The sequence below is a fragment of the Streptomyces sp. 378 genome, from assembly GCF_030124145.1.
Taxonomy (GTDB): domain Bacteria; phylum Actinomycetota; class Actinomycetes; order Streptomycetales; family Streptomycetaceae; genus Streptomyces.
Map to the genome: position 1 here is coordinate 296,185 of NZ_JASKMS010000003.1, position 24,494 is coordinate 320,678.

General features: G+C 72.3%; 24 protein-coding genes. 16 read left to right on the plus strand and 8 right to left on the minus strand.

Annotated elements, in window-relative coordinates:
• Positions 1-113: 113 nt before the first annotated feature.
• From QNO09_RS06525 to QNO09_RS06560, 8 genes are all read left to right on the plus strand, one after another.
• Positions 114-914 carry a crotonase/enoyl-CoA hydratase family protein gene (locus tag QNO09_RS06525; RefSeq protein ID WP_283969084.1) on the plus strand — a complete coding sequence of 267 codons (801 nt, stop codon included), beginning with the start codon at positions 114-116 and terminating at the stop codon, positions 912-914.
• Positions 915-946: 32 nt separating this feature from the next.
• On the plus strand, positions 947-1,888 hold the full coding sequence (locus QNO09_RS06530; RefSeq protein ID WP_283969085.1) for a Zn-ribbon domain-containing OB-fold protein: 942 nt from the start codon (positions 947-949) through the stop codon (positions 1,886-1,888).
• The gene (locus tag QNO09_RS06535; protein WP_283969086.1) at positions 1,885-2,949 is read left to right on the plus strand and encodes a thiolase family protein; all 1,065 of its coding nucleotides are present in this window, start codon (positions 1,885-1,887) and stop codon (positions 2,947-2,949) included. Before QNO09_RS06530 ends, QNO09_RS06535 begins: the two co-directional genes overlap by 4 nt.
• Positions 2,946-4,112, plus strand: a complete 1,167-nt coding sequence (locus QNO09_RS06540; RefSeq protein ID WP_283969087.1) for a thiolase family protein — start codon at positions 2,946-2,948, stop codon at positions 4,110-4,112. The genes QNO09_RS06535 and QNO09_RS06540 overlap by 4 nt, the downstream gene beginning before the upstream one ends.
• Positions 4,113-4,194: 82 nt before the next feature.
• Positions 4,195-4,437, plus strand: a complete 243-nt coding sequence (locus QNO09_RS06545) for a DUF397 domain-containing protein (protein ID WP_010033039.1) — start codon at positions 4,195-4,197, stop codon at positions 4,435-4,437.
• Positions 4,438-4,597: 160 nt separating this feature from the next.
• Positions 4,598-5,500 (plus strand): universal stress protein, encoded by a 903-nt coding sequence (locus tag QNO09_RS06550; RefSeq protein WP_283969088.1) that lies wholly within the window; start codon positions 4,598-4,600, stop codon positions 5,498-5,500.
• A gap of 39 nt (positions 5,501-5,539) precedes the next feature.
• On the plus strand, positions 5,540-6,295 hold the full coding sequence (locus QNO09_RS06555) for a CGNR zinc finger domain-containing protein (RefSeq protein ID WP_283969089.1): 756 nt from the start codon (positions 5,540-5,542) through the stop codon (positions 6,293-6,295).
• 135 nt (positions 6,296-6,430) lie between these two features.
• Positions 6,431-6,928: a hypothetical protein gene (locus tag QNO09_RS06560; RefSeq protein ID WP_283969090.1), complete on the plus strand. Its 498-nt coding sequence runs from the start codon at positions 6,431-6,433 to the stop codon at positions 6,926-6,928.
• Between the two features lie 68 nt (positions 6,929-6,996).
• Here the strand turns inward: QNO09_RS06560 and QNO09_RS06565 are convergent, their stop codons facing one another.
• Positions 6,997-8,136, minus strand: coding sequence for an aminoglycoside phosphotransferase family protein (locus QNO09_RS06565; RefSeq protein ID WP_283969091.1), 1,140 nt, complete (start codon positions 8,134-8,136; stop codon positions 6,997-6,999).
• 234 nt (positions 8,137-8,370) lie between these two features.
• Between QNO09_RS06565 and QNO09_RS06570 the strand changes: the two genes are divergently transcribed.
• Complete coding sequence (locus QNO09_RS06570) at positions 8,371-9,864, plus strand: DNA-binding protein NsdB (RefSeq protein WP_283969092.1); 1,494 nt, start codon at positions 8,371-8,373, stop codon at positions 9,862-9,864.
• Between the two features lie 5 nt (positions 9,865-9,869).
• Here QNO09_RS06570 and QNO09_RS06575 read toward each other — a convergent pair whose 3' ends face one another.
• The 3 genes from QNO09_RS06575 to QNO09_RS06585 form a co-directional block, all read right to left on the minus strand.
• Positions 9,870-11,279, minus strand: coding sequence for a PP2C family protein-serine/threonine phosphatase (locus tag QNO09_RS06575; protein ID WP_283969093.1), 1,410 nt, complete (start codon positions 11,277-11,279; stop codon positions 9,870-9,872).
• Positions 11,280-11,609: 330 nt separating this feature from the next.
• Positions 11,610-12,704 (minus strand): baeRF3 domain-containing protein, encoded by a 1,095-nt coding sequence (locus QNO09_RS06580; RefSeq protein WP_283969094.1) that lies wholly within the window; start codon positions 12,702-12,704, stop codon positions 11,610-11,612.
• Between the two features lie 51 nt (positions 12,705-12,755).
• Complete coding sequence (locus QNO09_RS06585; RefSeq protein WP_283969095.1) at positions 12,756-14,327, minus strand: alpha/beta fold hydrolase; 1,572 nt, start codon at positions 14,325-14,327, stop codon at positions 12,756-12,758.
• Positions 14,328-14,603: 276 nt separating this feature from the next.
• Here QNO09_RS06585 and QNO09_RS06590 point away from each other — a divergent pair, with 276 nt between their 5' ends.
• Entirely contained in the window at positions 14,604-15,281 is a 678-nt protein-coding gene (locus tag QNO09_RS06590; protein WP_283969096.1) for a chaplin, read from the plus strand.
• Positions 15,282-15,498: 217 nt separating this feature from the next.
• Here the strand turns inward: QNO09_RS06590 and QNO09_RS06595 are convergent, their stop codons facing one another.
• Complete coding sequence (locus QNO09_RS06595) at positions 15,499-15,984, minus strand: nucleoside deaminase (RefSeq protein WP_283969097.1); 486 nt, start codon at positions 15,982-15,984, stop codon at positions 15,499-15,501.
• Between the two features lie 189 nt (positions 15,985-16,173).
• On the opposite strand from QNO09_RS06595, the gene QNO09_RS06600 reads away from it, so the two are divergent.
• Positions 16,174-17,007 (plus strand): GNAT family N-acetyltransferase, encoded by an 834-nt coding sequence (locus QNO09_RS06600; RefSeq protein ID WP_283969098.1) that lies wholly within the window; start codon positions 16,174-16,176, stop codon positions 17,005-17,007.
• 320 nt (positions 17,008-17,327) lie between these two features.
• On the opposite strand, the gene QNO09_RS06605 is transcribed toward QNO09_RS06600, so the two are convergent.
• Positions 17,328-17,768, minus strand: a complete 441-nt coding sequence (locus QNO09_RS06605; RefSeq protein WP_283969099.1) for an SPW repeat protein — start codon at positions 17,766-17,768, stop codon at positions 17,328-17,330.
• A gap of 210 nt (positions 17,769-17,978) precedes the next feature.
• Between QNO09_RS06605 and QNO09_RS06610 the strand changes: the two genes are divergently transcribed.
• Complete coding sequence (locus QNO09_RS06610; RefSeq protein WP_283969100.1) at positions 17,979-18,185, plus strand: DUF8839 family protein; 207 nt, start codon at positions 17,979-17,981, stop codon at positions 18,183-18,185.
• 372 nt (positions 18,186-18,557) lie between these two features.
• Here the strand turns inward: QNO09_RS06610 and QNO09_RS06615 are convergent, their stop codons facing one another.
• A complete protein-coding gene (locus QNO09_RS06615) occupies positions 18,558-19,607 on the minus strand; it encodes an acyl-CoA dehydrogenase family protein (protein WP_283969101.1) in 1,050 nt (349 codons plus the stop codon).
• A gap of 358 nt (positions 19,608-19,965) precedes the next feature.
• Between QNO09_RS06615 and QNO09_RS06620 the strand changes: the two genes are divergently transcribed.
• The 3 genes from QNO09_RS06620 to QNO09_RS06630 all read left to right on the plus strand — a co-directional run bounded on the left by QNO09_RS06620 (position 19,966) and on the right by QNO09_RS06630 (position 23,277).
• The gene (locus QNO09_RS06620) at positions 19,966-20,856 is read left to right on the plus strand and encodes a glycoside hydrolase family 19 protein (RefSeq protein ID WP_283969102.1); all 891 of its coding nucleotides are present in this window, start codon (positions 19,966-19,968) and stop codon (positions 20,854-20,856) included.
• Between the two features lie 72 nt (positions 20,857-20,928).
• Positions 20,929-22,290 carry a phosphoinositide-specific phospholipase C-related protein gene (locus tag QNO09_RS06625; protein ID WP_283969192.1) on the plus strand — a complete coding sequence of 454 codons (1,362 nt, stop codon included), beginning with the start codon at positions 20,929-20,931 and terminating at the stop codon, positions 22,288-22,290.
• Positions 22,291-22,332: 42 nt separating this feature from the next.
• Positions 22,333-23,277: an oxidoreductase gene (locus QNO09_RS06630; protein WP_283969103.1), complete on the plus strand. Its 945-nt coding sequence runs from the start codon at positions 22,333-22,335 to the stop codon at positions 23,275-23,277.
• Here the strand turns inward: QNO09_RS06630 and QNO09_RS06635 are convergent.
• Positions 23,249-23,707 (minus strand): pyridoxamine 5'-phosphate oxidase family protein, encoded by a 459-nt coding sequence (locus QNO09_RS06635; protein WP_283969104.1) that lies wholly within the window; start codon positions 23,705-23,707, stop codon positions 23,249-23,251. The genes QNO09_RS06630 and QNO09_RS06635 overlap by 29 nt on opposite strands.
• A gap of 338 nt (positions 23,708-24,045) precedes the next feature.
• On the opposite strand from QNO09_RS06635, the gene QNO09_RS06640 reads away from it, so the two are divergent.
• On the plus strand, positions 24,046-24,438 hold the full coding sequence (locus tag QNO09_RS06640) for a VOC family protein (protein ID WP_283969105.1): 393 nt from the start codon (positions 24,046-24,048) through the stop codon (positions 24,436-24,438).
• The last annotated feature ends 56 nt before the right edge of the window (positions 24,439-24,494 follow it).

Sequence of the window (24,494 nt, forward strand, 5' to 3'; positions counted from 1 at the left end):
CGGTCCAACTGTGAAGGGTCCGCGCGAAAGAATCTGACTGTCTGTCAGAAAACCCTTGAAGTGCTTCCCGCCCTACTGCAACCTGTTCTCGTTCCATGAGAGGGGAGTTCGCCATGGGCGGGACGGAACACCTCACCGTGCAGCGCGAAGGCGCCACACTGGTGCTCACGCTCAACAGGCCGGAAGCCAAGAACGCGCTCTCACTGCCGATGCTCGTCGGCCTGCACGACGGGTGGCTGGAGGCCGACGCGGACGACTCGGTCCGCTCGATCGTCCTCACCGGCGCGGGCGGCTCGTTCTGCTCCGGCATGGACCTCAAGGCCCTCGCCGGCGACGGCATGGCCGGAGAGGAGTACCGGGACCGGCTCAAGGCCGACCCCGACCTGCACTGGAAGGCGATGCTGCGCCATCACCGCCCGCGCAAGCCGGTGATCGCCGCCGTCGAGGGGTACTGCGTCGCGGGCGGCACCGAGATGCTCCAGGGTACCGACATCCGCGTCTCCGGCGAGTCCGCCACCTTCGGCCTGTTCGAGGTCAGGCGCGGCCTGTTCCCCATCGGCGGCTCCACGGTCCGGCTGCAACGGCAGATCCCGCGCACCCACGCCCTGGAGATGCTCCTGACCGGCCGCTCCTACAACGCCCCCGAAGCCGCCGCCATCGGCCTGATCGGCCACGTCGTCCCCGACGGCACGGCGCTCACGAAGGCGCTGGAGATCGCCGAACAGGTCAACTCCTGCGGTCCGCTGGCCGTGGAGGCCGTCAAGGACTCGGTCTACGAGACCGCCGAGATGACCGAGGCCGACGGCCTCGCGGCCGAACTCACCCGTGGCTGGCCGGTCTTCGGCACCGCCGACGCCAAGGAGGGCGCCCGCGCCTTCGCGGAGAAGCGACCACCCGTCTACAAGCGCGCCTGACCGTGCGCGCCCGACCGAAGGAGCCCTCCGGCATGCCCGAAGTCCTCAAAGCCCCTCTCGTCGTCGAGTTCCCCTTCACCCGCTCCCTCGGCCCCGTCCAGAGCGCCTTCCTGACCGGCCTGCGCGAACGCGTCGTCCTCGGCGTCCGCACCGGCGACGGCCGCACCCTCGTCCCGCCCGTCGAGTACGACCCCGTCACCGCCGAGGAGATCCGCGACCTCGTCGAGGTCGCCCCCACCGGCACGGTCACCACCTGGGCCTGGAACCACGCCCCCCGCCGCGGCCAGCCCCTCACCACCCCCTTCGCCTGGGCCCTGGTCCGTCTCGACGGCGCCGACACCGCCCTCCTGCACGCCCTCGACGCCCCGGGGCCCGGCGCCGTGCACACCGGCATGCGCGTCCGCATCCGCTGGGCGGCGGAACGCACCGGCGCCATCACGGACATCGCCTGCTTCGAGCCGTACGACGGCGACCGGGCCGAACCGGCAGGCCACGCGGGCGAGTTCGAGGACCCGGTCACCGGCATCGTCGCCGCCGCACGCCTCGACTACACCTACTCGCCCGGCCGCGCCCAGACCGCCTACATCAACGCCCTGTCCGGCCACAGGACCGTGGGCGAACGCTGCCCCGCCTGCCGCAAGGTCTACGTCCCCCCGAGGGGTGCGTGCCCCACATGTGGGGTGGCCACAGCGGAACAGGTCGAGGTGGGACCGCGCGGCACAGTGACCACCTTCTGCATCGTCAACATCAAGGCGAAGAACCTCGACATCGAAGTGCCCTACGTCTACGCCCACATCGCCCTCGACGGCGCCGACCTCGCGCTGCACGGCCGGATCGGCGGCATCCCGTACGACGAGGTCCGCATGGGACTGCGCGTCGAACCCGTGTGGACTCAGGGCGCCCGCCACCCCGACCACTACCGGCCCACGGGCGAACCTGACGCGGACTACGACACCTACAAGGAGCTGCTGTGACGAGCGCGCCGCGGGACCGCGAGATCGCCGTCGTCGCCTTCGCCCAGACCGGCCACCGGCGCACCAGCGACGAGCTCTCCGAGGTGGAGATGCTGATGCCGGTGCTGCACGAGGTCCTCGACCGGACCGGACTGAAGACCGCCGACATCGACTTCACCTGCTCCGGCTCCAGCGACTACCTCGCCGGCCGCGCCTTCTCCTTCACCCTCGCCCTTGACGGCGTCGGCGCCTGGCCCCCGATCTCCGAGTCGCACGTCGAGATGGACGGCGCCTGGGCCCTGTACGAGGCCTGGACCAAACTCCTCACCGGTGAGGCCGACACCGCCCTGGTCTACGCGTACGGCAAATCCTCGCCCGGCTCGGTCCGCGACGTCCTGACCCGCCAGCTCGACCCCTACTACATGGCGCCCCTGTGGCCCGACTCCGTGGCGCTCGCCGCCCTCCAGGCGCAGGCCCTCATCGACGCCGGCGACACCGACGAGCCCGCCCTCGCCGCCGTGGCCGCACGCAACCGTGAAGCGGCCACCGCCAACCCCCACGCACAACTGCGCGGCCCCGTGCCACAGGGCGACCACCTCGTACAGCCCCTGCGCACCGGTGACTGCCCGCCCGTGGGAGACGGGGCCGCCGCCGTGATCCTCGCCGCGGGCGACCGGGCCCGTGCACGGTGCGCTCGCCCCGCCTGGATCCGCGGCATCGACCACCGCATCGAGGCCCACGCCCTCGGAGTGCGCGACCTGACCGACTCGCCGTCCACCCGGCTGGCCGCCGAGCGGGCCGGAGCCTTCGAGCGACCCGTCGACACCGCCGAACTGCACGCGCCCTTCACCGCGCAGGAGATCGTCCTGCGCAAGGCCCTCCGGCTCGGCGACGAGGTGGAGGTGAACCCCTCCGGCGGGGCCCTCGCCGCCAACCCGATCATGGCCGCCGGCCTCATCCGCATCGGTGAGGCCGCCGCCCGCATCCACCGCGGCGCGTCCGACCGCGCCCTCGCCCACGCCACGTCCGGCCCCTGCCTCCAGCAGAACCTGGTCGCCGTCCTCGAAGGGGAACCCCGATGAGCAAGGAGCCCGTGGCCGTCGTCGGCATCGGCCAGACCAGGCACGTCGCGGCCCGCCGGGACGTCTCGATCGCCGGACTGGTCCGCGAAGCCGCCTCCCGCGCCTTGGCGGACGCCGCGTTGACGTGGGCCGACATCGACGCCGTCGTGATCGGCAAGGCGCCCGACTTCTTCGAGGGCGTCATGATGCCGGAGCTCTACCTCGCCGACGCCCTCGGCGCCGTCGGCAAACCCATGCTCCGCGTGCACACCGCCGGCTCCGTCGGCGGATCCACCGCACTGGTCGCCGCCAACCTCGTCGCGGCCCGCGTCCACGGCACGGTCCTCACCCTCGCCTTCGAAAAGCAGTCCGAGTCGAACGCCATGTGGGGCCTGTCCCTGCCGATCCCCTTCCAGCAGCCCCTGCTGGCCGGGGCGGGCGGGTTCTTCGCCCCGCACATCCGCGCCTACATGCGCCGCAGCGGAGCTCCCGAGACGATCGGCGCCCTCGTCGCCTACAAGGACCGCCGCAACGCGCTGAAGAACCCCTACGCCCACCTGCACGAGCACGACATCACCCTCGACAAGGTCATGGCATCGCCCATGCTGTGGGACCCGGTCCGCTACTCGGAGACCTGCCCCTCCTCCGACGGTGCCTGCGCCATGATCCTCACCGACCGCGCCGGAGCCGCCCGGGCACCGCGACCGCCCGCCTGGATCCTCGGCGGCGCGATGCGCAGCGAACCGACCCTCTTCGCCGGCAAGGACTTCGTCTCCCCGCAGGCCGGGCAGGACTGCGCGGCCGACGTCTACCGGCAGGCCGGGATCACCGACCCACGCCGCGAGATCGACGGCGCCGAGATCTACGTGCCCTTCTCCTGGTACGAGCCCATGTGGCTGGAGAACCTCGGCTTCGCCGGCGAGGGCGAGGGCTGGAAACTCACCGAGGCGGGTGTGACGGAACTCGACGGGGACCTGCCCGTCAACATGTCGGGCGGCGTCCTGTCCGCCAATCCCATCGGCGCCTCCGGCATGATCCGCTTCGCGGAAGCGGCGCTCCAGGTGCGCGGACAGGCCGGAGAACACCAGGTCGACGGGGCCCGCAGGGTCCTCGGGCACGCCTACGGCGGCGGATCGCAGTTCTTCGCCATGTGGCTCGTGGGCGACCGTCCCCCGGACTCCTGAAAGGTCCCCCTCACGTGCCCTGTTGGCCGTGGGACGCGATCGCTAGGCTGGCCGCGGACGACGAACCGGGAGGAGCACGGACGTGGCCGAGACCACCACCCAGCAGCGCCCGCTCACAGGCTGGGACAAGCCGGAGCTGGACCTCACCAACGCACAGTGGCAGTCCAGCAGCCGAGGGCGGGGGGATGTCCAGATCGCCTTCGTGGAGGGCTTCATCGCCATGCGGAACAGCGCGCGCCCGGAGAGCCCTTCGTTGATCTTCACGCCCGCCGAGTGGGGCGCGTTCGTGTCGGGAGCGCGGGAGGGAGAGTTCGACCTCACCTGACGACGGGGCGAACCGTTCCGGACGACCGGGATCCGACGGCCGATCCGGGGGTGTTCCGCCCGCGATTCCGGACACGCGACCGGAGGCATCTTCCCGGAGCCGCCGCCTGAGTCAGGCTGGCCCCGGGAGGGAACGGTCGAATCCCGGAGGTGAGGACCCCATGAGCACCCTGCCTGTCGTCGCGGCGGTCGACGGTTCGGACGACAGCCTGCGCGCCCTGGAGTGGGCGGTCGACGCCGCGCGCGGACGCGGGGCGCCCCTGCGTGTGGCGCATGTGCGCCAGTACGCCCACTGGACCCAGCCCGACGTCCTGACGGCCGGACCGCCGGACGCGCAGGACGATTCCGTCCTGGACCAGGTCCGCACCCGTCTGGGCGGCCGCGCCGACCTGCCGGAAACCGAGTACGTCGGCCTGGAGGGCGCGGCCGACGCGGTCCTGCCCGAACTGGGTGCCACCGCCCAATTGCTGGTGCTCGGCTCCCGGGGCCGCGGCGGGTTCGCCAGTCTGGTGCTCGGCTCCAACAGCATGGCCGCCGCCCGCGACGCCGAGTGCCCCGTCGTCGTGGTGCCCCGGCCCGGACGGGAGGTCCACGGCGAGGCGCCGGGCGGTCCCGGCCGGCGGGTGGTCGTCGGCCTGAAGGTGGACGGCCCCGACGGTGCCACACTCGAGTTCGCCTTCGCCGAGGCCGCCCGGCGCGGCGCCCGGCTCCAGGCGGTCGCCGCCTACCCGTGGCCCGCCCAGCCCTGGATGATGCCCGGGGAGATGCCCCCGCCGATCGTCGACCAGCACGTCATCGAGGACGAGACCCGGGTCCTCGCCGACGGCTTCCTCGCCCCCCACCGCGAGCGGCACCCGGACGTCCTGGTCGAACTGATCCCGGCGGCGGGCGGCGCGGCCGGCCATCTCGTCGCGGCCTCCCGGGACGCCGACCTCGCCGTCGTGGGCCGTCACCGGAGGCGGCTGCTCTCACCCGTCCGCATGATGGGCTCGGTCACCCATGCCGTCCTGCTGCACGCCGCGAGCCCCGTCGCCGTGGTGCCGCCGTCGCCCCCGGAGGAGTGACCCGCCGTAATGGATACGGCCGGACCTATCATTAGCCGCATGCGGGAACCGATCAGCAGGGACGCCCGGCTCGCCCTCGACCTGGCCCTCACCATCCGCCACGACGGCACCGGCGGCGTCGCCGACGACCTCACCGACCCGGCAGGCCTGACCGCGTGGGTCCGGGCCCACCCCGACGTCCTGCCGGACGCCGCTTTCGGCCGGACCGGCGATCACCGCGAGGGCCCCGCCGCCGGCACGGCACCGCAGCCCGCCGACGGTGACGGCGAGGACGCAGGATTCACCGCCGACGCCGCGCAGCTCGCCGCCGTGCGCGAGCTACGGGCCGCCGTCCGCGCGCTCTTCGCCCGGGCCGTGCTTCCCGACGAACCGAGCCCCGCTGACGCGGCCCGACTGATGTCCCCGCGAGAAGCGGTGCGGCAGCTGAACGCGGCGGCCGCCCGCACGCCCTCGGTGCCGGTCCTGCACTGGCCGGAGGACGCGGGCCCGGCCGTCCGATGGCGGCCCGCGCGCGCCACCGGCGATCTGACAGCGGCACTCGCCCGGGCCGTGATCGCATTCCTCACCGGCCCGGACCGCGACCGGCTGCGCGCCTGCCACGCCCCGCGCTGCGTGCGGTACTTCCTCAAGGAGCACCCTCGCCAGGAGTGGTGCAAGCCCTCCTGCGGCAATCGCGCCCGAGTCGCCCGCCACCACCAGCGCCACAAGACGACGACCCAGCCCCACGAGGACCGCCCGAGTGGCCTGCCGTCATCGACGCCGCAAGGCCGACCGCGGTACCCGACCGGCCTGTGACCGGCTCGGCTCGAGGCGTTCGGCCGAGCCGGCCGATCCGCCGCCACCTTCCCCCCTGGCACAGGGTGACAACCGGCCGCCCCTGTCCGCCGCCCGGCCCGCACTTCGCAGGCCGGGGCACGTACCATGGGCGACATGTCGTTCCTCCGCCGCCGCAGCGCCACTCCCGCCGGGCCCGACTTCGACGTACTGGCCATGGACCCGGGCGACTGGCCCGGCAACCTCGGAGCGGGCCTCCTGCCCGCGCCCGACGGCACCTGCCAGGGCGTCTTTCTGCGCTACGACCTGTTCGGCGGGCGCGGCCCCGCGATGGTCATCGGCAATCTGCCGGAGGGCTCCCCGGCCCGCGAGGTCCCCGACGGGCAGGTCCCCTTCGAGGTCGCGCAACTGCTGCTGGCGCTGGAGAACGACGAGGAGGTCACCGTCGTCAGCACCGAGGACGTGCCGGTGATGCAGGGCGACAACCTCCTGATCGTGCGCCGCGTCAAACTCTCCGAGAGCCGCATCTCCTGCGTGCAGTTCGACCGCAGCGACAACGTCCTGGTGACCATCGCCGCCTGGGACCGCCCCATCACGGACGACCTCTACGCCCTCCTCAAGCCGCTGCCCGCGGAACTCTTCCAGCAGGGCTGAGCCGCACCCACGCACGGGAAGGGGCCGCTGTACACCCGGGCGGGTGTACAGCGGCCCTTTCGTCCCCGTCAGCGAGTGCCGACCGCCGCGCGCACGGCGCGCCGGGCCAACTGGCAGTCGTCGTGCAGTCGCCGCAGCAGCAGCCTCTGCTCCTCGCCGGACGGCGCAGCACCCGGGTGGGCCGTGCCCGGTGCCGCCGGGGTCGGGTCGTGCATCGAACGCTGTACGGCCATCTCGTAGGTACGGATCTCACGGGTCAGCACCAGCATCAGGTTCACCAGGAAGGCGTCCCTGGACGCCGGCCCCGCCGACTGGGCCATCTGGCTGATCTGCCGACGAGCGACCGGTGCGTCCCCGAGCACCGACCACAGCGTCGCCAGGTCGTAGCCCGGCAGGTACCAGCCCGCGTGCTCCCAGTCCACCAGCACTGGACCGGCCGGTGACAGGAGGATGTTCGACAGCAGTGCGTCGCCGTGGCAGAACTGGCCCATGCCCTGGCGCCCGGCCGCCTGCGCGATGCCGTGCAGCAGCTTCTGCAGGTCACCCAGGTCCCGGTCGGTGAGCAGGCCCAGCTCGTGGTACCGCGAGATACGGGCCGCGTAGTCGAGCGGCGTGTCGAAGGTGCCCGCCGGGGGCCGCCAGGCGTTGAGCCGGCAGATCGCGCCGAGGGCCGCTCTGATGTCCGCCCGGGGCGGCGCCTCCGCCGGGTGCCGCTGGAGCGCGGCCACCCGGCCCGGCATGCGTTCGATCACCAGGGTGCAGTTGTCCGGGTCCGCCGCGATCAGTCTCGGCGCCCGCACAGGCGGGCGGTGCCGGACGAACGAGCGGTACGCCGCTATCTCGTGGCGGATCCGCTCGGACCAGGCGGGGGAGTGGTCCAGTAAACACTTGGCGACAGCCGTGCTGCGGCCGGTCGTGCCGACCAGGAGCACGGACCGTCCGTTGCGGCGCAGCACCTGCACCGGGGCGAACTCCGGGCAGATGCGGTGCACGGACGCGATCGCCGTGCGTAGCTGCGCGCCCTGGGGGCCGGACAAGTCGAGTCTCCCGCTGAGCGGTTGGGTGCCGGTGACCGCGCCGCGCCGAGCCCTGCCCGCACCGAGCACGGGGGCCGCCGGCCGCGCGGGGGCGAGGTAGGGGCCGCTGTCCGTGGGACGGGGGTGCAGCGGCCGGGGCGGTGCGGACACGGAGGACGATGCTGCGTACATGGGCGAAACAGATCCCTTCGTGTGCCTGCGACGACAGCGCACCACCCGGCCCGGAAGCCCGGGAGGACCCTGGGGAGTGCCCCTGCGGCGACCGGGTCGGGGTGGCGCGTTCCTACCTGACACCGGATGGCCGGTGGCACACCATCTGGCGCACCCTGGCGAACCCTGGCGAATAGTCGCCCGGCAAGTCTCCCCGGGCTACTGTCAACTCAGCCGAGAACCTGGGGGCTTGACGTGAGCGGACAACCCAACACCCGGCTCGCGGACCTGTTCGGCCTGGCCGGCTGGTCCAAGGGCGAACTCGCGAGGCTGGTCAACCGGCAGGCGGCGGCCATGGGCCATCCCCAGCTGTCGACCGACACCTCCCGGGTGCGGCGTTGGATCGACACGGGAGAGATCCCGCGCGATCCGGTTCCGCGGGTGCTGGCGGTTCTGTTCACCGAGCGTCTCGGCCGTGTCGTGACCATCGAGGACCTCGGTCTGGTCCGGCACGGGCGTGCGGGGAATCGGCAGGGCGGCGGGAGCGCGGACGCTCCCGACGGTGTGCCGTGGGCGCCCGAGCGGACCGCCGCGGTCCTCACCGAATTCACGGGAATGGACCTCATGCTCAACCGACGCGGCTTGGTGGGCGCGGGCGCCGCGCTCGCCGCGGGATCCGTACTCAGCAGCGCCATGTACGACTGGCTGCACACCGACCCTTCCCTGGCGGTCGGCGCCCCCGACCTCGACCATCCCCGGTACGCCGACCCCGCCGGGTTCGACCGTTACGAGGCCGCCCCCATCGGGGCGCAGGAGATCGAGGAACTGGAGCGCTCCGTCGGGGTGTTCCGCGCCTGGGACGCGGCCCGCGGCGGCGGGCTGCAGCGCAAGGCCGTGGTGGGCCAGCTCAACGAGGTGGGCGGCATGCTCGCCTACCGTCACCCACCCCACCTCCAGCGGCGTCTGTGGGGCGTCGCCGCCAACCTCGCCGTCCTCGCGGGCTGGATGTCGCACGACGTCGGCCTGGAGCCCACGGCCCAGAAGTACTTCGTCATCGCCGCGCACGCGGCCCGAGAGGGCGGGGACCGGCCCCGTGCGGGTGAGGCCCTGTCCCGCGCGGCCCGCCAGATGGTGCACCTGGGCCGGCCCGACGACGCCCTGGAGCTGATGAAGCTCGCCACGTCCGGTTCCGGTGACGAGGTGCTGCCCCGCACCCGGGCGATGCTCTACACCATCGAGGCCTGGGCACAGGCCTCCATGGGCAAGGGCCAGGCCATGCGCCGTACGCTCGGGCGGGCGGAGGACCTGTTCGTCTCCGACAAGGCCGACGTGCCGCCGCCGGACTGGATGCAGACCTTCAAGGAGGAGGATCTGTACGGCATGCAGGCCCTGGCCTATCGCACGCTCGCCGAGTTCGAGCCGGGTGCTGCCGCGCATGCCCAGCACTACGCGCAGAAGGCCCTCGCCCTGCGGGTCGACGGGCGGCAGCGGTCGAAGATCTTCGACTATCTGTCGATGGCGTCGGCCTGCTTCATCGCCGACGACCCCGAACAGGCGGACCGGTACGCGCGGCTGGCCCTGGTATCGATGGGGTCCAACTCCTCCCACCGCACATGGGACCGGCTGCGCCAGATGTACCGGCTCACCGCCGAGTACTCCGGCTCCCCGAAGATCCAGGAGCTCAGGGAGGAGATCAAGCTCGCCCTGCCCAAGACGAAGGCCAGGGGCGGCAACCGCGCCCAGGCCTGAGGGTCCTAGGATGTGACCTTGGCGACGAGCACACAGGCGTTGTCGTCGCGCTCGCTCTCGCCGAACCCCTGGACCACGGTCTGTACGCAGTCCTCCGCCGTGGAGTTTTCGGCCAGGCGCGGTGCCAGACCCAGGAGGAGGTTCGCGGCCGCCGATCCCGTGTGCCCGGGCACGAGCCCGTCCGTGTGCAGGAGCAGCAGGTCGCCCTTTTCGAGGGTCTCTTCGGCCTGCCCGTAGACGGCGCCCGAGGTGGCGCCGAGCAGGACGCCGTCCGGTGCGCCCAGCACGCGCCCCGTCCCGTCGCGGAACAGCAGCGGGGCGGGGTGCCCGGCCTGCGCCCACACCAGGGTGCGGGTGGCGGGCCGGTAGCGGCAGCAGACGGCGCTGCCCAGCGCGGGTTGCACGGTGGCGTCGAGTAACTGGTTCAGCCAGGCCATCAACTGCCCCGGCCGGGCACCGGCCATCGCCATACCGCGTACGGCACCGAGCAGCATGGTCGTGTTCGACGTGACACCGGCCCCCTGGCCGGTGAGGTCGCCGACGCTGAGAAGCGTTTCACCGTCGGTCAGTTCGAGTGCGTCGTACCAGTCGCCGCCGATGAGCGTGTTCGTGGACGCCGGCAGGTGACGGGCCGCCAGGCCCAGGCTCCGCGGTCCCCGGTGCGGGAGCCGCGGGGAAGCGCCCCACGGTGGCAGCACGGCCTCCTGCAACTCGAGGGCGAGCCGGTGTTCACGGTGCGCCGCCTCCTGCCGTTGGTGCAGCGAGTCGCCGGTCTCCCTCACCGCCCGCTGGCTGCGGCGCAGTTCGCTGACGTCGCGCAGCACGGCCCACATCGAGGCGGTGCTGCCGTCGGCGTCGAGCACCGGTTCGCCCATCATGTGCACCGTCCGTACGTCGCCGTCCCGGCGGGCGACGCGGAACTCGCCGTCGATGGGCCGGGCGTCGATGAGGCAGTCGGTGACCATCGCCGTCAGCTTCGGCCGGTCCTCGTCGAGCACCAGGGACGGCAGCTCGTCGAGGGTGAGCGGGGGAGCGGCCGGGTCGCGGCCCAGGATCTCGTAGAGCTCACCGGACCAACTGGCCTCGTCCGTCAGCAGGTTCCACTCGGCGCTGCCGACGCGGCTGAGTAATGAACCCTGCGCGGGGACGCGGGGTGCGGAGACGGCCGCCGTGAGCCGGGGGCCGTCGCGCAGCTGCGCCAAGTGCTCGTCGAGGTCGTTGAGCTGGTGCAGGGCCAGGTCGTACAGGGCGCGCTGCCAGCGTTCGCGAGGGTGGTCCGTTCCTGCCCCCTCGGAGTCGCGGCGCACCGCGTCCACGTCGCCCTTGAGTCGCCGCGTCTGCGATATGAGTGCGTCGACCGAGCCGCGTCCGGGCGGCTGGGCGGCTGGGCGGTCCGCGGAGAGGTGGGACGGCATGACGCACTCCGATGCGGGGACGGTACGACCAAGGCGGACGGAGGGACCGTTACGACTGTCGCACAGCCCGCGACGCCCTGTAAGGGATTCGGCGACACCCGATACGGTGGTGCTTCTGGCATATGCCACAGTCTCACGGAGTTACTCCGAGGTAGGTCCGGAGGGCGCCACCCGGAGACTCAAGTCGTAGAGTACACAGGGCATTTGACGGTCCATCGGGCAATGGTGCGAGGTCGCTTCGGGTGTTCGACGGGCTTGTGTTCGAACCTCGTCGAGCGGTGGCCCCAGGACCCGTCGGACGCCTCACGGGGAGTCCGGCCCGTGCCGCGGTCAGTACCGCAGCACCCCGGCCATGCCCTCCGCCTTGCTCAGCGTGCCGTCCGGTACGAAGCGGACCTCGGCGCCGGTCTCCAGGCACTGCTCGACGATCTCGTCCACGATGTCCTCCCGTGCGTTGAGATCGCCGCTCTCGGCGAGGACCAGATGGTCGCCGGCGTCGCGCACCGTCACGCGGTAGTTCTCCTCCACGGCCAGCAGCCGGATGCGGCCGTCCCGGGCGCTCTGCCACAGCTCGTCGACGCCGGCGGCGAACTCCCGCCGCCCGCGCGCCGTATCGAGGGCACGGGTCACGGCGTCCGTGCTCCTGCGGACCTCCGTCTCGACCACCGGGCGCAGGGCCCGCCACACGGCCTCGGGGGTGCCGTGCGCGAGTCCGCCGTGCGGGACGTGCACCGCGCCGCGGGCGGTGGTGCCGAGCTCGTCCAGCAGGGACAGGGCGGCCGGTTCGCCGGTGACGTACAGCTGCCTGGGATGCGCGCGCAGCACGGCGTTCATGGCGGTGTCGGCCTCGCGCAGGAACTGGCGGGTGCGCTCCTCGCGGAACGCGCTCGGCATGTCGCCGATGCGCTGCTGCCGCTCCGGGTCGAAGTTCTCCACGCGCCGGGTCAGCGGGAAGCCGCCGACGCGGGCCTCGGCGACCCGGTCGACGCCGCCGTTCCACAGGGTGGCGCGGTCCGCCGCCAGGGACAGGACCCAGAACGGCCGCCCGGCCGTCTGGGCGGAGACGAGATTGCGGGTGAGGAAGGTGTCCGAGAGCAGCACGCGCTCGGGCACGGACCTGGCCAGTGACCACACCTGGTGCTCGCCCGGAGCGGCGAAGATCGCCAGGCCGTCCTCGGCGTGCGTGAGGTCGACCTCGGACAGGGCCCGGTCCAGGTGCCCGGCGACCTCGGCGCGTCGCTCCCGGGTGACCGCCGGGTCGGCCTCCAGTCGCCTCTTGGCCTCGGCCACCACGTTGCGCAGCCTGACCTGGTCCTGGGCGTTGTAGGGATCGCGCCGATGTGTCGGCGTCAGCACGGAGACCGCGGGGTAGGGGCGCGGGCGCCGCAGCTCGGCAAGGGTCGCGGGACTCAGAACGCTCTCCATGACAGAACGATAGAGCGAATTCGGCGTGGGGGCATTTGGGGTGATTCGATCTCATTCGTCATCGCGGTCGGAGCCGCAGGAGCTGCCGTCCGGCGGCAGCGTCCCGTACAGCAGGAACGCGTCCACCTTGCCGTGCACGCACTTGGAGGACCCGTAGCCGGTGTGGCCCTCGCCCCGGTTGTCGAGCACCACGGCCGACGATCCGAGCCGCTCGGCCGTCTCCACCGTCCAGCGGTACGGCGTGGCCGGGTCGCCGCGGGTGCCCACGAGCAGCATCCTCGGCGTGTCGACGTCCTTGACGTCGTCGCGGATGTAGTCGGTGCCCTTGGGGCGGCCGTAGCACATCAGCACCTGGGTCAGGCGGTACCGGCCGAAGACCGGTGATGCCTGCTCGTAGCGGGCGCGCAGCCGGCCCAGGTCCTTCGTGACCTGCGCGGCGGCGGGGCGGTCGGGATCGTCCGCGCAGTTGACCGCCATCAGCGCCGCCGGCAGGTTGTCGAGGGGCACGTCCGCCGGGTCGGTGAGTCCGGCGTGCGGGCCGCGCCGCAGCGGGAGGGTGAAACCCCCGGACAGGAACGTCTCCAGACCGCGCGTGTCACCGTCCTCCAGCAGCTCGCCGATGGCCCGCTGCAGTGAGGGCCACAGCTCCCTGCTGTAGAGGCCCTGCCCCAGGGCGCCGGCGAAGTCCTGGCCGGAGAAGGCCTCGCCGAAGTCGGTCGGCACCGGGTCCTTGTCGAGCGACTCGACCACCTGGACGACGTGTTCCCGGGCCGCGCGCGGATCGCGTCCGAACGGGCAGGCGATGTCCTCGGTGCACCAGGTGAGGAAGTTCTCCAGTGCGGTCTGCTGTCCCTGTGCGCTCACCACGCCCTGGTCGGCGAGCGACTCGGTCAGTGTGTCGACGCCGTCCAGCACCATCCTGCCGACCTTCTCGGGGTGCTGGGCCGCGTACACCGCGCCGAGCCGGCTGCCGTAGGAGAAGCCCAGATAGTTGAGCCGGTCGTCGCCGAGCGCGTCGCGCATGACGTCCAGGTCGCGGGCGGCGTTGACCGTGCCGATGTGGGGCAGGACCGGGCCCGAGTGCTCGGTGCACTCGGCCGCCGCGGCGCGCAGCTCTTCGAGCACGGCGTGGGCGTCGGTCGCGTCGGCGTTGCCGTCCGTCGCGTCCAGGGCGTTGTCCGAGGCGTTCCCGCAGCTGACCGGCGAGGAGCGGCCGACGCCGCGCGGGTCGAAGGAGACGACGTCGTAGCCGTTCGTCAGGCCCATGAAGTCCTTGCCGCCCATGGCGAGTTGCGCCACGCCCTGGGCACCCGGGCCGCCGAAGTTCAGCAGGACCGAGCCCCGGGACGTACCGGTGGCGCGGTAGCGCGCGACGGCGAGATCGAGGGTGCCCTTGCCGGGTTCGGCGTAGTCGAGCGGGACGGTGACCTTCCCGCACTGGAGGTCCTTCGGCATGTCCATGCCCTCACATGCCGACCAGGTGACCTTCTGGTCGTAGAAGCGCGTCAGGGCGGGCGGGGGGCCGTCGGCGGCCGGGAGTGCCGTGCCCAGCAGGGCGAGCCCTGCCGTGCCGGTGACCGCGCAGCGCCGTATCGAGGGGCGCGTGGACAGCTTGGCCAGCATCGATGCCTCCTGGGGCGCGGGACGCTCCGCAGCGGACCGGGAAACGGCGCTCCCGCTCACCATATGCGGGCCCCGGAAGCCACGCCTCCGGGCGGGCGGAACGGTGCGCCGCGCCCGCGCGGCTCGGCGCCCGCATACGAAGGGCTTTACCGCTAGTTCGACAACCGGGCCGCTCGATGGAGTGAAAGGCCGATAAGCCATAACTCGGACCGGCCGCCCGGCGTTCTGCCTTGTGCGGGTGAGTGCCCGCGACGATGTCTGGAAGGCAGGGGTCCCATGAGACGGGTTACCCGAAACGGAGTGATCGCCGTCGCCGCCGCCTCGGGCGCGATGGCCATGACCGTCCCGGCGTACGCCGGCGCCGGCGCGGACGGCACGACGGCCGGTTCGCCCGGGGTGGTCTCCGGCAACACCATCCAGCTGCCGGTGCACGTCCCGGTGAACGTGTGCGGCAACACCGTGAACGTGGTGGGGCTCCTGAACCCCGCCGCGGGCAACAGCTGCGCCAACGAGGACGACGGACGCGGCGGCGGACCCGGCCGTACCGGCGGCGCGGCCGCCCAGGGCAGCGGGAAGGATTCACCCGGAGTGATCTCCGGCAACGGTGTACAGCTTCCGGTCGACCTCCCGGTCAATGTCACGGGCAGCTCGGTGAACGTGGTCGGCATCGGCAACCCGTCGACCGGCAACGCGTCCTCGAACACCCCCGACGCGGAGCGCCCCGACCGCCCCCGGCACCCGTCGAAGCCGGTCCCGAGGCCGACCGCTCCACCCCGGCCGGACCCGGCTCCGGAATCCGCTCCGGAACCGGCCCCGCGCACCGTCCAGCACGCCAGGGGCGCATTGGCCCACACGGGTACGCACGACGCCCTTCAGGCCGTCGCGGCGAGCGCGGCGCTGGTCGCCGGGGGAGTGGTGCTGCGCCGCAGGTTCCGCCCGGGGCCGGATGACTGAGCGGCCGGCCGCGACCGGGTTCCGAAGGCCCCGTCGCCCGGCGGCGGGACCTGCCGAAGCCGGTCTGCATCGCCTCCGCCACGCCCGTGAGCAGCACCATCCCCGAGTCCCGTGGTCGGCGAGGTCGGGTCCACGTCGATGCTCGCCCGAGCCGGCTGCGTCCCGGGCCGATACCGCCGACCCGGATCCGCCGCTCCATGCCGGGGCGGCCCGCGCCTCAGTCGCGTCCTCGGTGAAACCTGACGTGCAACTCCCGTACCTGTTCGATCAGTTCGGGGACCGGCCCGTCCGCGACTACACCGGGTGCGACCTCGTGTACGGGCAGTGCGCGGACCGGCGGCGCGGGTACTCCCAACTCCACCAGCCATGCGCTCAGTTGCTCGGACGAAGCGACATAGACGATGCGCCCGAGGCCGACCCAGGCGTGCGCGGCCGCGCACATCGGGCAGTGCTCGCCGGAGGTGTAGACCGTGGCCGCGGCCCGCTCCCGCGGGGTGAGATGCGCAGCCGACCAGCGCGCCAGCTCGAACTCGGGGTGCCGGGTGCGGTCACCCGAGGCGACCCGGTTGTGGTCCTCCCCGAGGACGGTGCCGTCCCCGCCCACCAGGATCGAGCCGAACGGCTCGTCCCCGGCCTCCAGCGCCTCGGCCGCGAGCTCCACGCAGCGGCGCAGATGCGGCAGTTCCGTGTCCTTCACGACCATGGGACCGGCCTTTCCCGTGACTGGGTGATCATCAGGACCTTATGGCGCCGATGCGCAAGCGGAAAGGTACAGGGCCGGGGGAAGGAACGGGGACGGGACCGAAAGCAACGAGGCCGTCCGGCGGAAAGCAACGGGGCCACTGGACGAAAACACGTTGCCCTCCGGTCCGGCGGCTGCTGGGGTCTACCCATGGATCATGCTGAGCTGCTCACCCTGTTCGACCGTGACCTGCGTGAGGGAGCGCGGCCGGACGGTCCGGACGCCCGTGTCGAGCGGACCGCCGGCGTCGTCCGCCAGGTCGCCTCGGCCCGGGACTGGAACGGTGTCGTGTGGTCCGGCCTCGACGAGGCCGGAGCGGACGCGGCGATCGCCGGGCAGGTCGGCCACTACAGGGAGCTCGGCCTGGACTTCGAGTGGAAGCTGTACGGGCACGACCGGCCGGCGGACCTCGGGCGACGGCTGCTGGCGGCCGGATTCACACCCGGATCCGAGGAGACGCTGATGATCGGCGAGGTCGGTGACCTGACCCTCGGCACCGAACCACCCGAGGGGGTGCGCGTCGAGCCGGTCACCGACCCGGCGGGCGTCGCTCTCGTGGCCGACGTCCACGAGAAGGCGTTCGGCACGGACAGTTCCTGGCTGCGCCACCAGCTCCTCGCCCGCCTCTCGACCGACCCGGACACCGTCGTCGCCGTCGTGGCGATGGCCGGGGACGAGCCGGTCAGCGCGGCCCGGATGGAACTCGTGCCCGGCACGCCCTTCGCCGGGCTGTGGGGCGGCGGCACCGTGAAGGGCTGGCGCGGCCGCGGCATCTACCGCACCCTGGTGGCCCACCGTGCGCACGCCGCCGCGAGCCGCGGCTACCGCTACCTCCAGGTCGACGCCTCCGACCAGAGCCGGCCGATCCTGGAACGGCTCGGCTTCGTGCCGCTGACGACCACCACGCCGTACATGTACACGCCCCGGCCGAGCCCGGGCACGGATGGCACATCCGCGTCCAGCCGGTCCGCCGCAGGGGCATGACGACGAACGGTACGAGCCAGAGCATCCTCCTCGCCGGGGTGAGCGGTGTCCTCGGCGGTCACATCGCCCGGGCCCCGACCGAGGCGGGCCACCAGGTCACCGGCCTCCGCTGGAGGCGACGGCCACGGCATCGGGGCCGACCTCACGGACCGTGACGCACTGTCGCGAGTCGTCGACGGGCACCACTTCGACACCGTGATCCACGCCCCGACCGCCCTGCGCGAGCCCCTGGCGCGGCGGACCGATACCGATGATCACTCGCCCACGTGAACGGGCCGGTCCGGAACGCGGACCGGCCCTCGATTCCCGTGCGGCGGGCGCTATGGCTTGCTGGAGGCCTTCGCCGCCGTTCCGGCGCACACCAGCCCCAGGATCACGGCCAGCGCACCGATGATGATGTTGTTCCACACGACACCGGCGTCCGGGTTCTCGCCGACGACCCACGGCGAGATGATCATCCACACCCCGATGGCGCACATGGCCCAGCTCAGGCCGTACATGCGCTCCGGGGCGCGAGTGAACCCGAGCGCCAGCAGGCCGATCGCGATGCCCATGATCAGGTTGTGGGTCACGAGCGACGGCTGGCTGGCCGTGTAGTGGACTATCCACGGTGAGGCGGCGCAGTACAGACCGAGCAGGAACACCGGTCCGTCCACGAGCGCCACATCGCGGCCACCGAGCACGCGGGCGTACCGATCCCGCATCTCGGAGGCATCGGGGTGGCCGGTCATGTCACCTCTGGTGGGCGAGACGTTGGCCATGACTCGTCTCCTTCTTGGTGCAGGGCGACCGCGTCGGGTGAGAAGTGCGGTAAACGCCGCGTAAGCATTATTCTGCTCTTATTTTTCCCTTATGTGTAGAGGTCGTACCGTGCGGAGGCCGGACCGGAGCGCGGTGTGCCCGGCCGTACATGTCCGTGCGGATCGGGGGCAACCGGATGTGTACGACAGCGACCGATCGGACGTCGCCCGATGGGCGGCGCGGGACAGGGGAGGGCAGCGGACGTGACTGCGGCCATCAGCGCGAAGGTGTTGGAACGGTTCCCGGCGGGATCCCCGCGAGGATCCTGGCCCGCGGAGGAGTACGCGGCGCGCTGCCGCGCCGAGGGCGAGCCCGCCACTGTCGTGATGGACCTGGAGTCGGACGCCTTCCTCGTCGTCGTTCCGTCGGGCGACTGAGTTCCGGTCCCTTGCCCCCAGGGCGCTCCCGCGGTCGTTCCGAACTGCGGGGGCGCGCAGGCCTTTCCGGGGTGGGCAGGGTGAAGGAGCGGGTCCGGAGTGCGAGTTGAGCCGGATTCTCTGACGGTCGTCGGCGCGGACCGGCCCGGCGGATGCCGGCTGCCGCGATCCGTGGCATGACCATACGACCGGACCTCACGCGTCGACGCCGCGTAGACGCCGCGTCGACCTCGCACGCGCCTCCAGCGTCTCCTGTCGCGCCGCAGCCTGACTTTCCCGGCTCGCCGCGTCTTCTCCCCGCCGGATCCGCGACCTGACACCTCGTCAGTATCAACGGCGATCGGCTCCCGGACTCCTCCTCGGACAGAACAGCTAGCCGGACGCCAGCACACTGAGGTGCGTCCGGCGGGCCTCGGCCGTCTGGCCCTGCACCAGCAGGAACATCCCCTCGCGCGCCAGCCGCTGGGCCCTGCTGCCCCGATCCATGGAGCGGCCGCCCCCGGCCACGATCGCCGCGGTCGTGGCCGCGCGCAGGAGGTCGAACGCCCGGGTCTTCACGGCCAGCCGCTCCGGGACGCAGTCGTGCCCGGCGGGCCGGTCGGCGAGGGCGTAGGCCTCCCGGCGGACCTGAGCGAGCCGGGCTCGCAGTGTCTCGGCCGTCTCCTCGCCCTCCGGGCTTCGCGCCACCAGCTCCAGGGCCGCGCGGGCCACCCCGAAGACCGCCGGACTGGCGTTCGCGGCCCGGGGCAGGTCGACCGCCGCGAACTCCTCCTGCGACGTGCGCAGCACGACGGCCTCCGCCGGCACCCACAGGCCGTCCAGCTCCAGGGACACCGTGCGGGCGGCGGTCAGGGCCGCGAGCCGCATCGGCGCCGAGGGGGTCAGCCCCGGCTGCTCACGGGCCTCGGCGAACACGAACACCACCTCGGCCGTGTCGGTCACCCCGGCCAGCAGCATCACGTCGTTCAGGCCCCAGCCCGTGTACCAGGGCACCCTGCCCTCGAACCGCCAGCCACCCTCCTCGGGAACGGCCCGCACGGGCACCCGGGGGAAGGCCCGGACATGGGCGAAGGCGATGCCCGCCATCAGCTCGCCGGTCGCCAGCGGGCGCAGCAGCCTCTCCCGGACGGGCGAGTCGTAGGTGGCGAGCAGTTTCACCGGCGTGTGGTGCTGTGTCTGCACGAACCATGTGGAGCAGCACGCCCCGGCCAGGATCTCCGCGGTCTCCCGTGCCACGGCGGCGGGTGCGTCCGCCCCGCCGTACTCCCAGGGTGCGACCACCCCGAGCAGTCCGGCCCGCTTCACCGCCTCGACATGGCTCGCGGGCACCTCCTCCTGGTCGACCCGCTCGGCCTGCGGGACGAGGAGATCGTGTGCCAGGCGGTGTGCGCCGGTGACGAGGGGATGGGGTGTGGTGGTCATGGGAGGGATTCTCGCCCTCGGGCGGTGTGGGACGCCTTTCCGGGACCCGTGTCGGCGGGCCTGCGGTCCCTGCTGGACCGGCTGGCGGCGACGCTGGCGGACCCCGCCCGCGTGTGATGCCCCGGGCCCCGGCCCCGCGGCGCGCTGACCGGACGTCACCCGGCCCGGGGGCAGCGGGTCTGCACCTGACTGGTCTACACCCTTGACTGGTACAGACCAACGCGGTTGAGTATGGCTCCACAGCCCCCCACCACGGTCGCCCCCACGCCGTGACCGGACCACCGGTGCGTGCGGTCAAGGGTCTGCTTCGCCCTGCCCTCGTCGGGGCGCGGCCGTGCTCCGCGAAGGAGTTGAACCCGTGTCGAGACGCCGCATCTCCGCAGTCCTGGCCACCCTCGCCCTCGCCGGCACCGCGCCGGTGCTCCTGCCCGCCACGAACGCCTCGGCGGCGGCGTGCTCCAGCTACCCGAACTGGACGGCCGGGAAGGCGTATGCCGCGGGCGACATCGTCCGCTACACCGATGGCAAGGCGTACATCGCCGAGCACGCCAACCCGGGCTACGACCCGATCATCAGCACCTGGTACTGGGAGCCCTACGCCTGTGACAACGGTCCCGGCACGCCCGACGCGCGCTTCGTGGTGACCGAGGCCCAGTTCAACCAGATGTTCCCGAACCGGAACCCGTTCTACAGCTACAGCGGCCTCACCGCGGCCCTGGGCGCCTACCCCGGCTTCGCCAACACCGGCAGCGACACGGTGAAGAAGCAGGAGGCCGCCGCCTTCCTGGCCAACGTCGGCCACGAGACCGGCGGTCTGGTGCACGTGGTGGAGCAGAACACCGCCAACTACCCGCACTACTGCGACTGGAACCGGCCCTACGGCTGTCCGGCCGGGCAGGCCGCCTACTACGGGCGCGGCCCGATCCAGCTGAGCTGGAACTTCAACTACAAGGCGGCGGGCGACGCGCTCGGCATCGACCTGCTGGGCAACCCCTGGCTGGTGCAGAACGATTCGGCCGTCGCCTGGAAGACGGCCCTGTGGTACTGGAACACCCAGACCGGTCCCGGCAGCATGACCCCGCACAACGCCATGGTGAACGGCGCCGGGTTCGGCCAGACGATCCGCAGCATCAACGGCTTCATGGAGTGCGACGGCAAGAACCCGGCGCAGGTGCAGAGCCGGGTGAACAACTACCAGCGATTCACGCAGATCCTCGGAACGTCACCCGGCGGCAACCTGTACTGCTGACGCCGGGCCCCACGGCGTGGTGTCATGCGGGATGTCATGAACCTGACTGACCGAAGGGCATCCCTCATGCGCCTGCGCACCCCCCACGCCCTGCTCGCCACGGCCGCGGCACTGGCCGCCGCGGTCGTGGCCCCCCAGCCCGCTGCCGCCGCCGTCCCGGCTCCGGGCGTGTACTACGTCCAGAGCGTCATGACCGGGCTCAACGCGGCCGACACCGGCGGAGCGGTCGAGCAGCACAGACCCCGGGGCAACGAGGACCGCCAGCAGTGGCAGCTGAAGCCGAACGGCTCCACCTACCTGCTGGAGAGCACCGACACGCCCGGCACCTGCCTCGGCCGCGACGGCGACCAGGCCGCGACCGTCGCCTGCGCCGGCACCGACGCCGGGTGGGAGATCAGCCCTCTCGGCGCCGACCGCTACACGCTCAAGGCCCCGGGAACCTCGCGTCACCTCACCGTGGCGCCCAAGCCGTCCGGCGCCACCTACCCCGCCCGGCTCACCCTCGGCGGATCCGGCGACCTCGCCGCCTGGTACCTCACCCCGGTCACACCGGCCACCGGCCCGATGCCGCCGCAGGACCGGCGCACCCTGGACCAGGTCACCTTCCTCACCACGCACAACGCGTACGCCAACGGCGTCGACGGCGGCTTCGCCCCGCCCTTCGTCAACCTCGTGCCCAACCAGACCCGTGGCATCGAACGCCAACTCGCCGACGGGGTGCGCGGGTTCATGCTGGACATCCACCAGACACCCGACGGCGCGATCCTCTGCCACAACAGCTGCACCCTGGTCAGCAGGCCCGTCGCCCTGTGGGTCGACCTCCAGCGCATGGTCGACTTCCTGAAGGCCCACCCCGACCAGTTCGTCACCGTCTTCCTGGAGGACTACGTCGACCCGGCCGTCCTGCGCGCCGAACTCGCCCGCGTCAAGGGCCTGGCGGACGTGCTCTACCGGCCCGACCTCACCGGCGTACGGCACAGCGGCTGGCCGACGATGGCGGACCTGACCGCCGCGGGCGACCGGCTGCTGATCTTCACCGACCACAGCCGCTCCGCCGACCAGGCCGCGGGTCTGACCCGGGACAGCTTCGGCGTCATGTACCAGCGCGAGTGGACCGTCGAGAATCACTGGTCGATGGGCTCGGGCGTCGGCACCTCCGACTGGTCCTGCTACAGCCGCTGGTACGGCGCCGACACCAACATCCCGCTGACCCGGACCGAACCCGGCTTCCGCCCGCTGTTCGTCATGAACCACTTCCGTGACGTCCCGCTCACCGGCACGGCCGGCACGGACAACACCAAACTCGCCGACCGCGCCCAGAGGTTCTGCCAGCCGGCCGCCCGCAAGAAGCCCAACTTCCTCGCCGTGGACCACTACGACCGCGGCAACCCGGCCTCCGCCGTCACCACCCTCAACACGTACACGTACCCGTGAACCGGCTTCGCCCGCCCGCGCGTCGTGTGTGAGACTCCGCCGATGAGCTCACCAACGATCAACGCGGCCGCCGCGGGCACCTGGGAACTCGGCGGCATGCCCGTCCATCGCCTCGGCTTCGGCGCGATGCGGCTGACGGGCAGCGCCGCCTTCCACCACGGCACACCGAGCGATCGCGACCGGTCGATCGCCATCCTGCGCAAGGCGATCGACCTCGGCGTGAACCACATCGACACGGCGGCCTTCTACTTCTCGTCGCTGCGCTCCGCCAACGAACTCATCAACAGCGCGCTCGCGCCCTACCCCGACGACCTGGTCATCGTCACCAAGGTGGGCCCGTACCGGGCCTACGACGGGGAGTGGGGCGCCTCGGCCCGCCCCGAGGACCTGCGCGGCCACGTGGAGGAGAACCTGCGCCAGCTCGGCCGCGACCACCTGGACGTGGTCAACCTGCGCCGGATGCCCGCGTACGACTCCATCGCCGAGCACTTCGGCGCCCTCGCCGAGCTGCGCCGGGCGGGCCTGATCCGCCACCTCGGCATCTCCAACGTCACCCCGCGGCATCTCGCCGAGGCACAGGCCATCGCCCCCGTGGTCTGCGTCCAGAACCGGTACGCCCTCGACCGCCCCGACCCCGACAGCGACGAACTCCTCCGCGGTTGCGGCGAACAGGGCATCGCCTTCGTGCCGTTCTACGCCGTCGCCGGCGAAGCCGCCGAGCACGGCGCCACCACCGCCCACGACGAGGACGTCCGCGCCGTGGCCCGGGCCCATGGCGCGAGCCCCGCCCAGATCCGCCTCGCCTGGACCCTGCACCAGGGCCCCCACGTCCTCGCCATACCCGGTACCGGCAACCCCGAACACCTCGTGGAGAACGTGGCCGCGGGCGCGATCCGTCTCACCGACGAGGAACTGGGTCGGCTCGGCGGACAGCACCGCAAGGACGCTGGAACGACCTCTACACGGCCCACACACCGTCCCGCATGAGATGCCTGCGCGGCAGCTCGTGCTGCTCGCACCACGCCTGCACCGCGCGCGGCCGCACCCGGAAGAACGCGTACGACGCGTGGTCCTCGCGCGGATCCCAGCCGGTCTTCCCACGGAACGCCTCGGCCGCCGCCGACGGCACCTCCCGCATCGGGTAGGTCCGCACCTCACCGTCGACGAGCGCGACGTCCCGGGTGTCCCCGAAGGCCAGCCGGGCCCGCCCGCCCTCCCGTAGATTGCGGCCGGTGGGGTTGGTCAGCCGGGTGCACAGCCACACCGCCTCGTCGTGCCAGACGAACCACAGCGGCACCAGACACGGCATCCCTTCGGCGTCCGCCGTCGCGACCCAGATGTCGATCTCCCGCTCCAGGCGGCCCAGCAGGTCGGCCTTGCGCTGCTCCGGGGTGCGGGGTGGCTCAGTGATCTTCATGGAGGTGACGCTAGCGGCGAGGAGGGGCGTGGCGCCTCCGGCTCCGGTCCTAGGACCTGCGGTGCAGTAGCAGTAGCAGACGCTGTTCGCAGGACTCGCGACCACGCTCAGGCCCTCATGCCCACCGTCCGCATCCCACGCTCGGGCCGGTCCGAGCGCCTCGCAGGGTGAACGCGATGGAGGCGATGCCGCCGTCGCGGCGCACGCCGAGGCAGTCACCGTGAGGGTGAACATCCTGCGATGTACAGACCTCGGGCCGACTGCCGGCAGGCGGTTGGCATCGGTGGGGTTTTACGTATAACCTCTCCGGTCAACCCCACCCGCTCCGAGAGGCCCCGATGAGACGTATCGCCCTGGTCACCCTCGTCGTCGACGACTACGACGAGGCGATCCGCTTCTACACCGGCGCCCTTGGATTCCGGCTCGCCGAGGACGCGCCCCGGCCCGACGGATCCCGCTGGGTCGTCGTCGAACCCGGTACGCCGGGAGCCGGCACCGGACTGCTGCTGGCCCGTGCCAAGGGGGACGGCCAGGCCGCCCGGGTCGGCGACCAGACCGGCGGGCGGGTCGGGTTCTTCCTGTACACCGACGACTTCGCCCGCGACCACGCCCGGATGACCGCCGCCGGCGTGACCTTCCTGGAGGAGCCGCGGCACGAGCCGTACGGCAGCGTCGCCGTCTTCCAGGACCTGTACGGCAACCGCTGGGACCTGCTCCAGCCCGCCGGCTGACCTTCCGCCGCACCCGCCGGCCGACCTTCCGCCGGTTCGAACCACCCGCCCGAGGA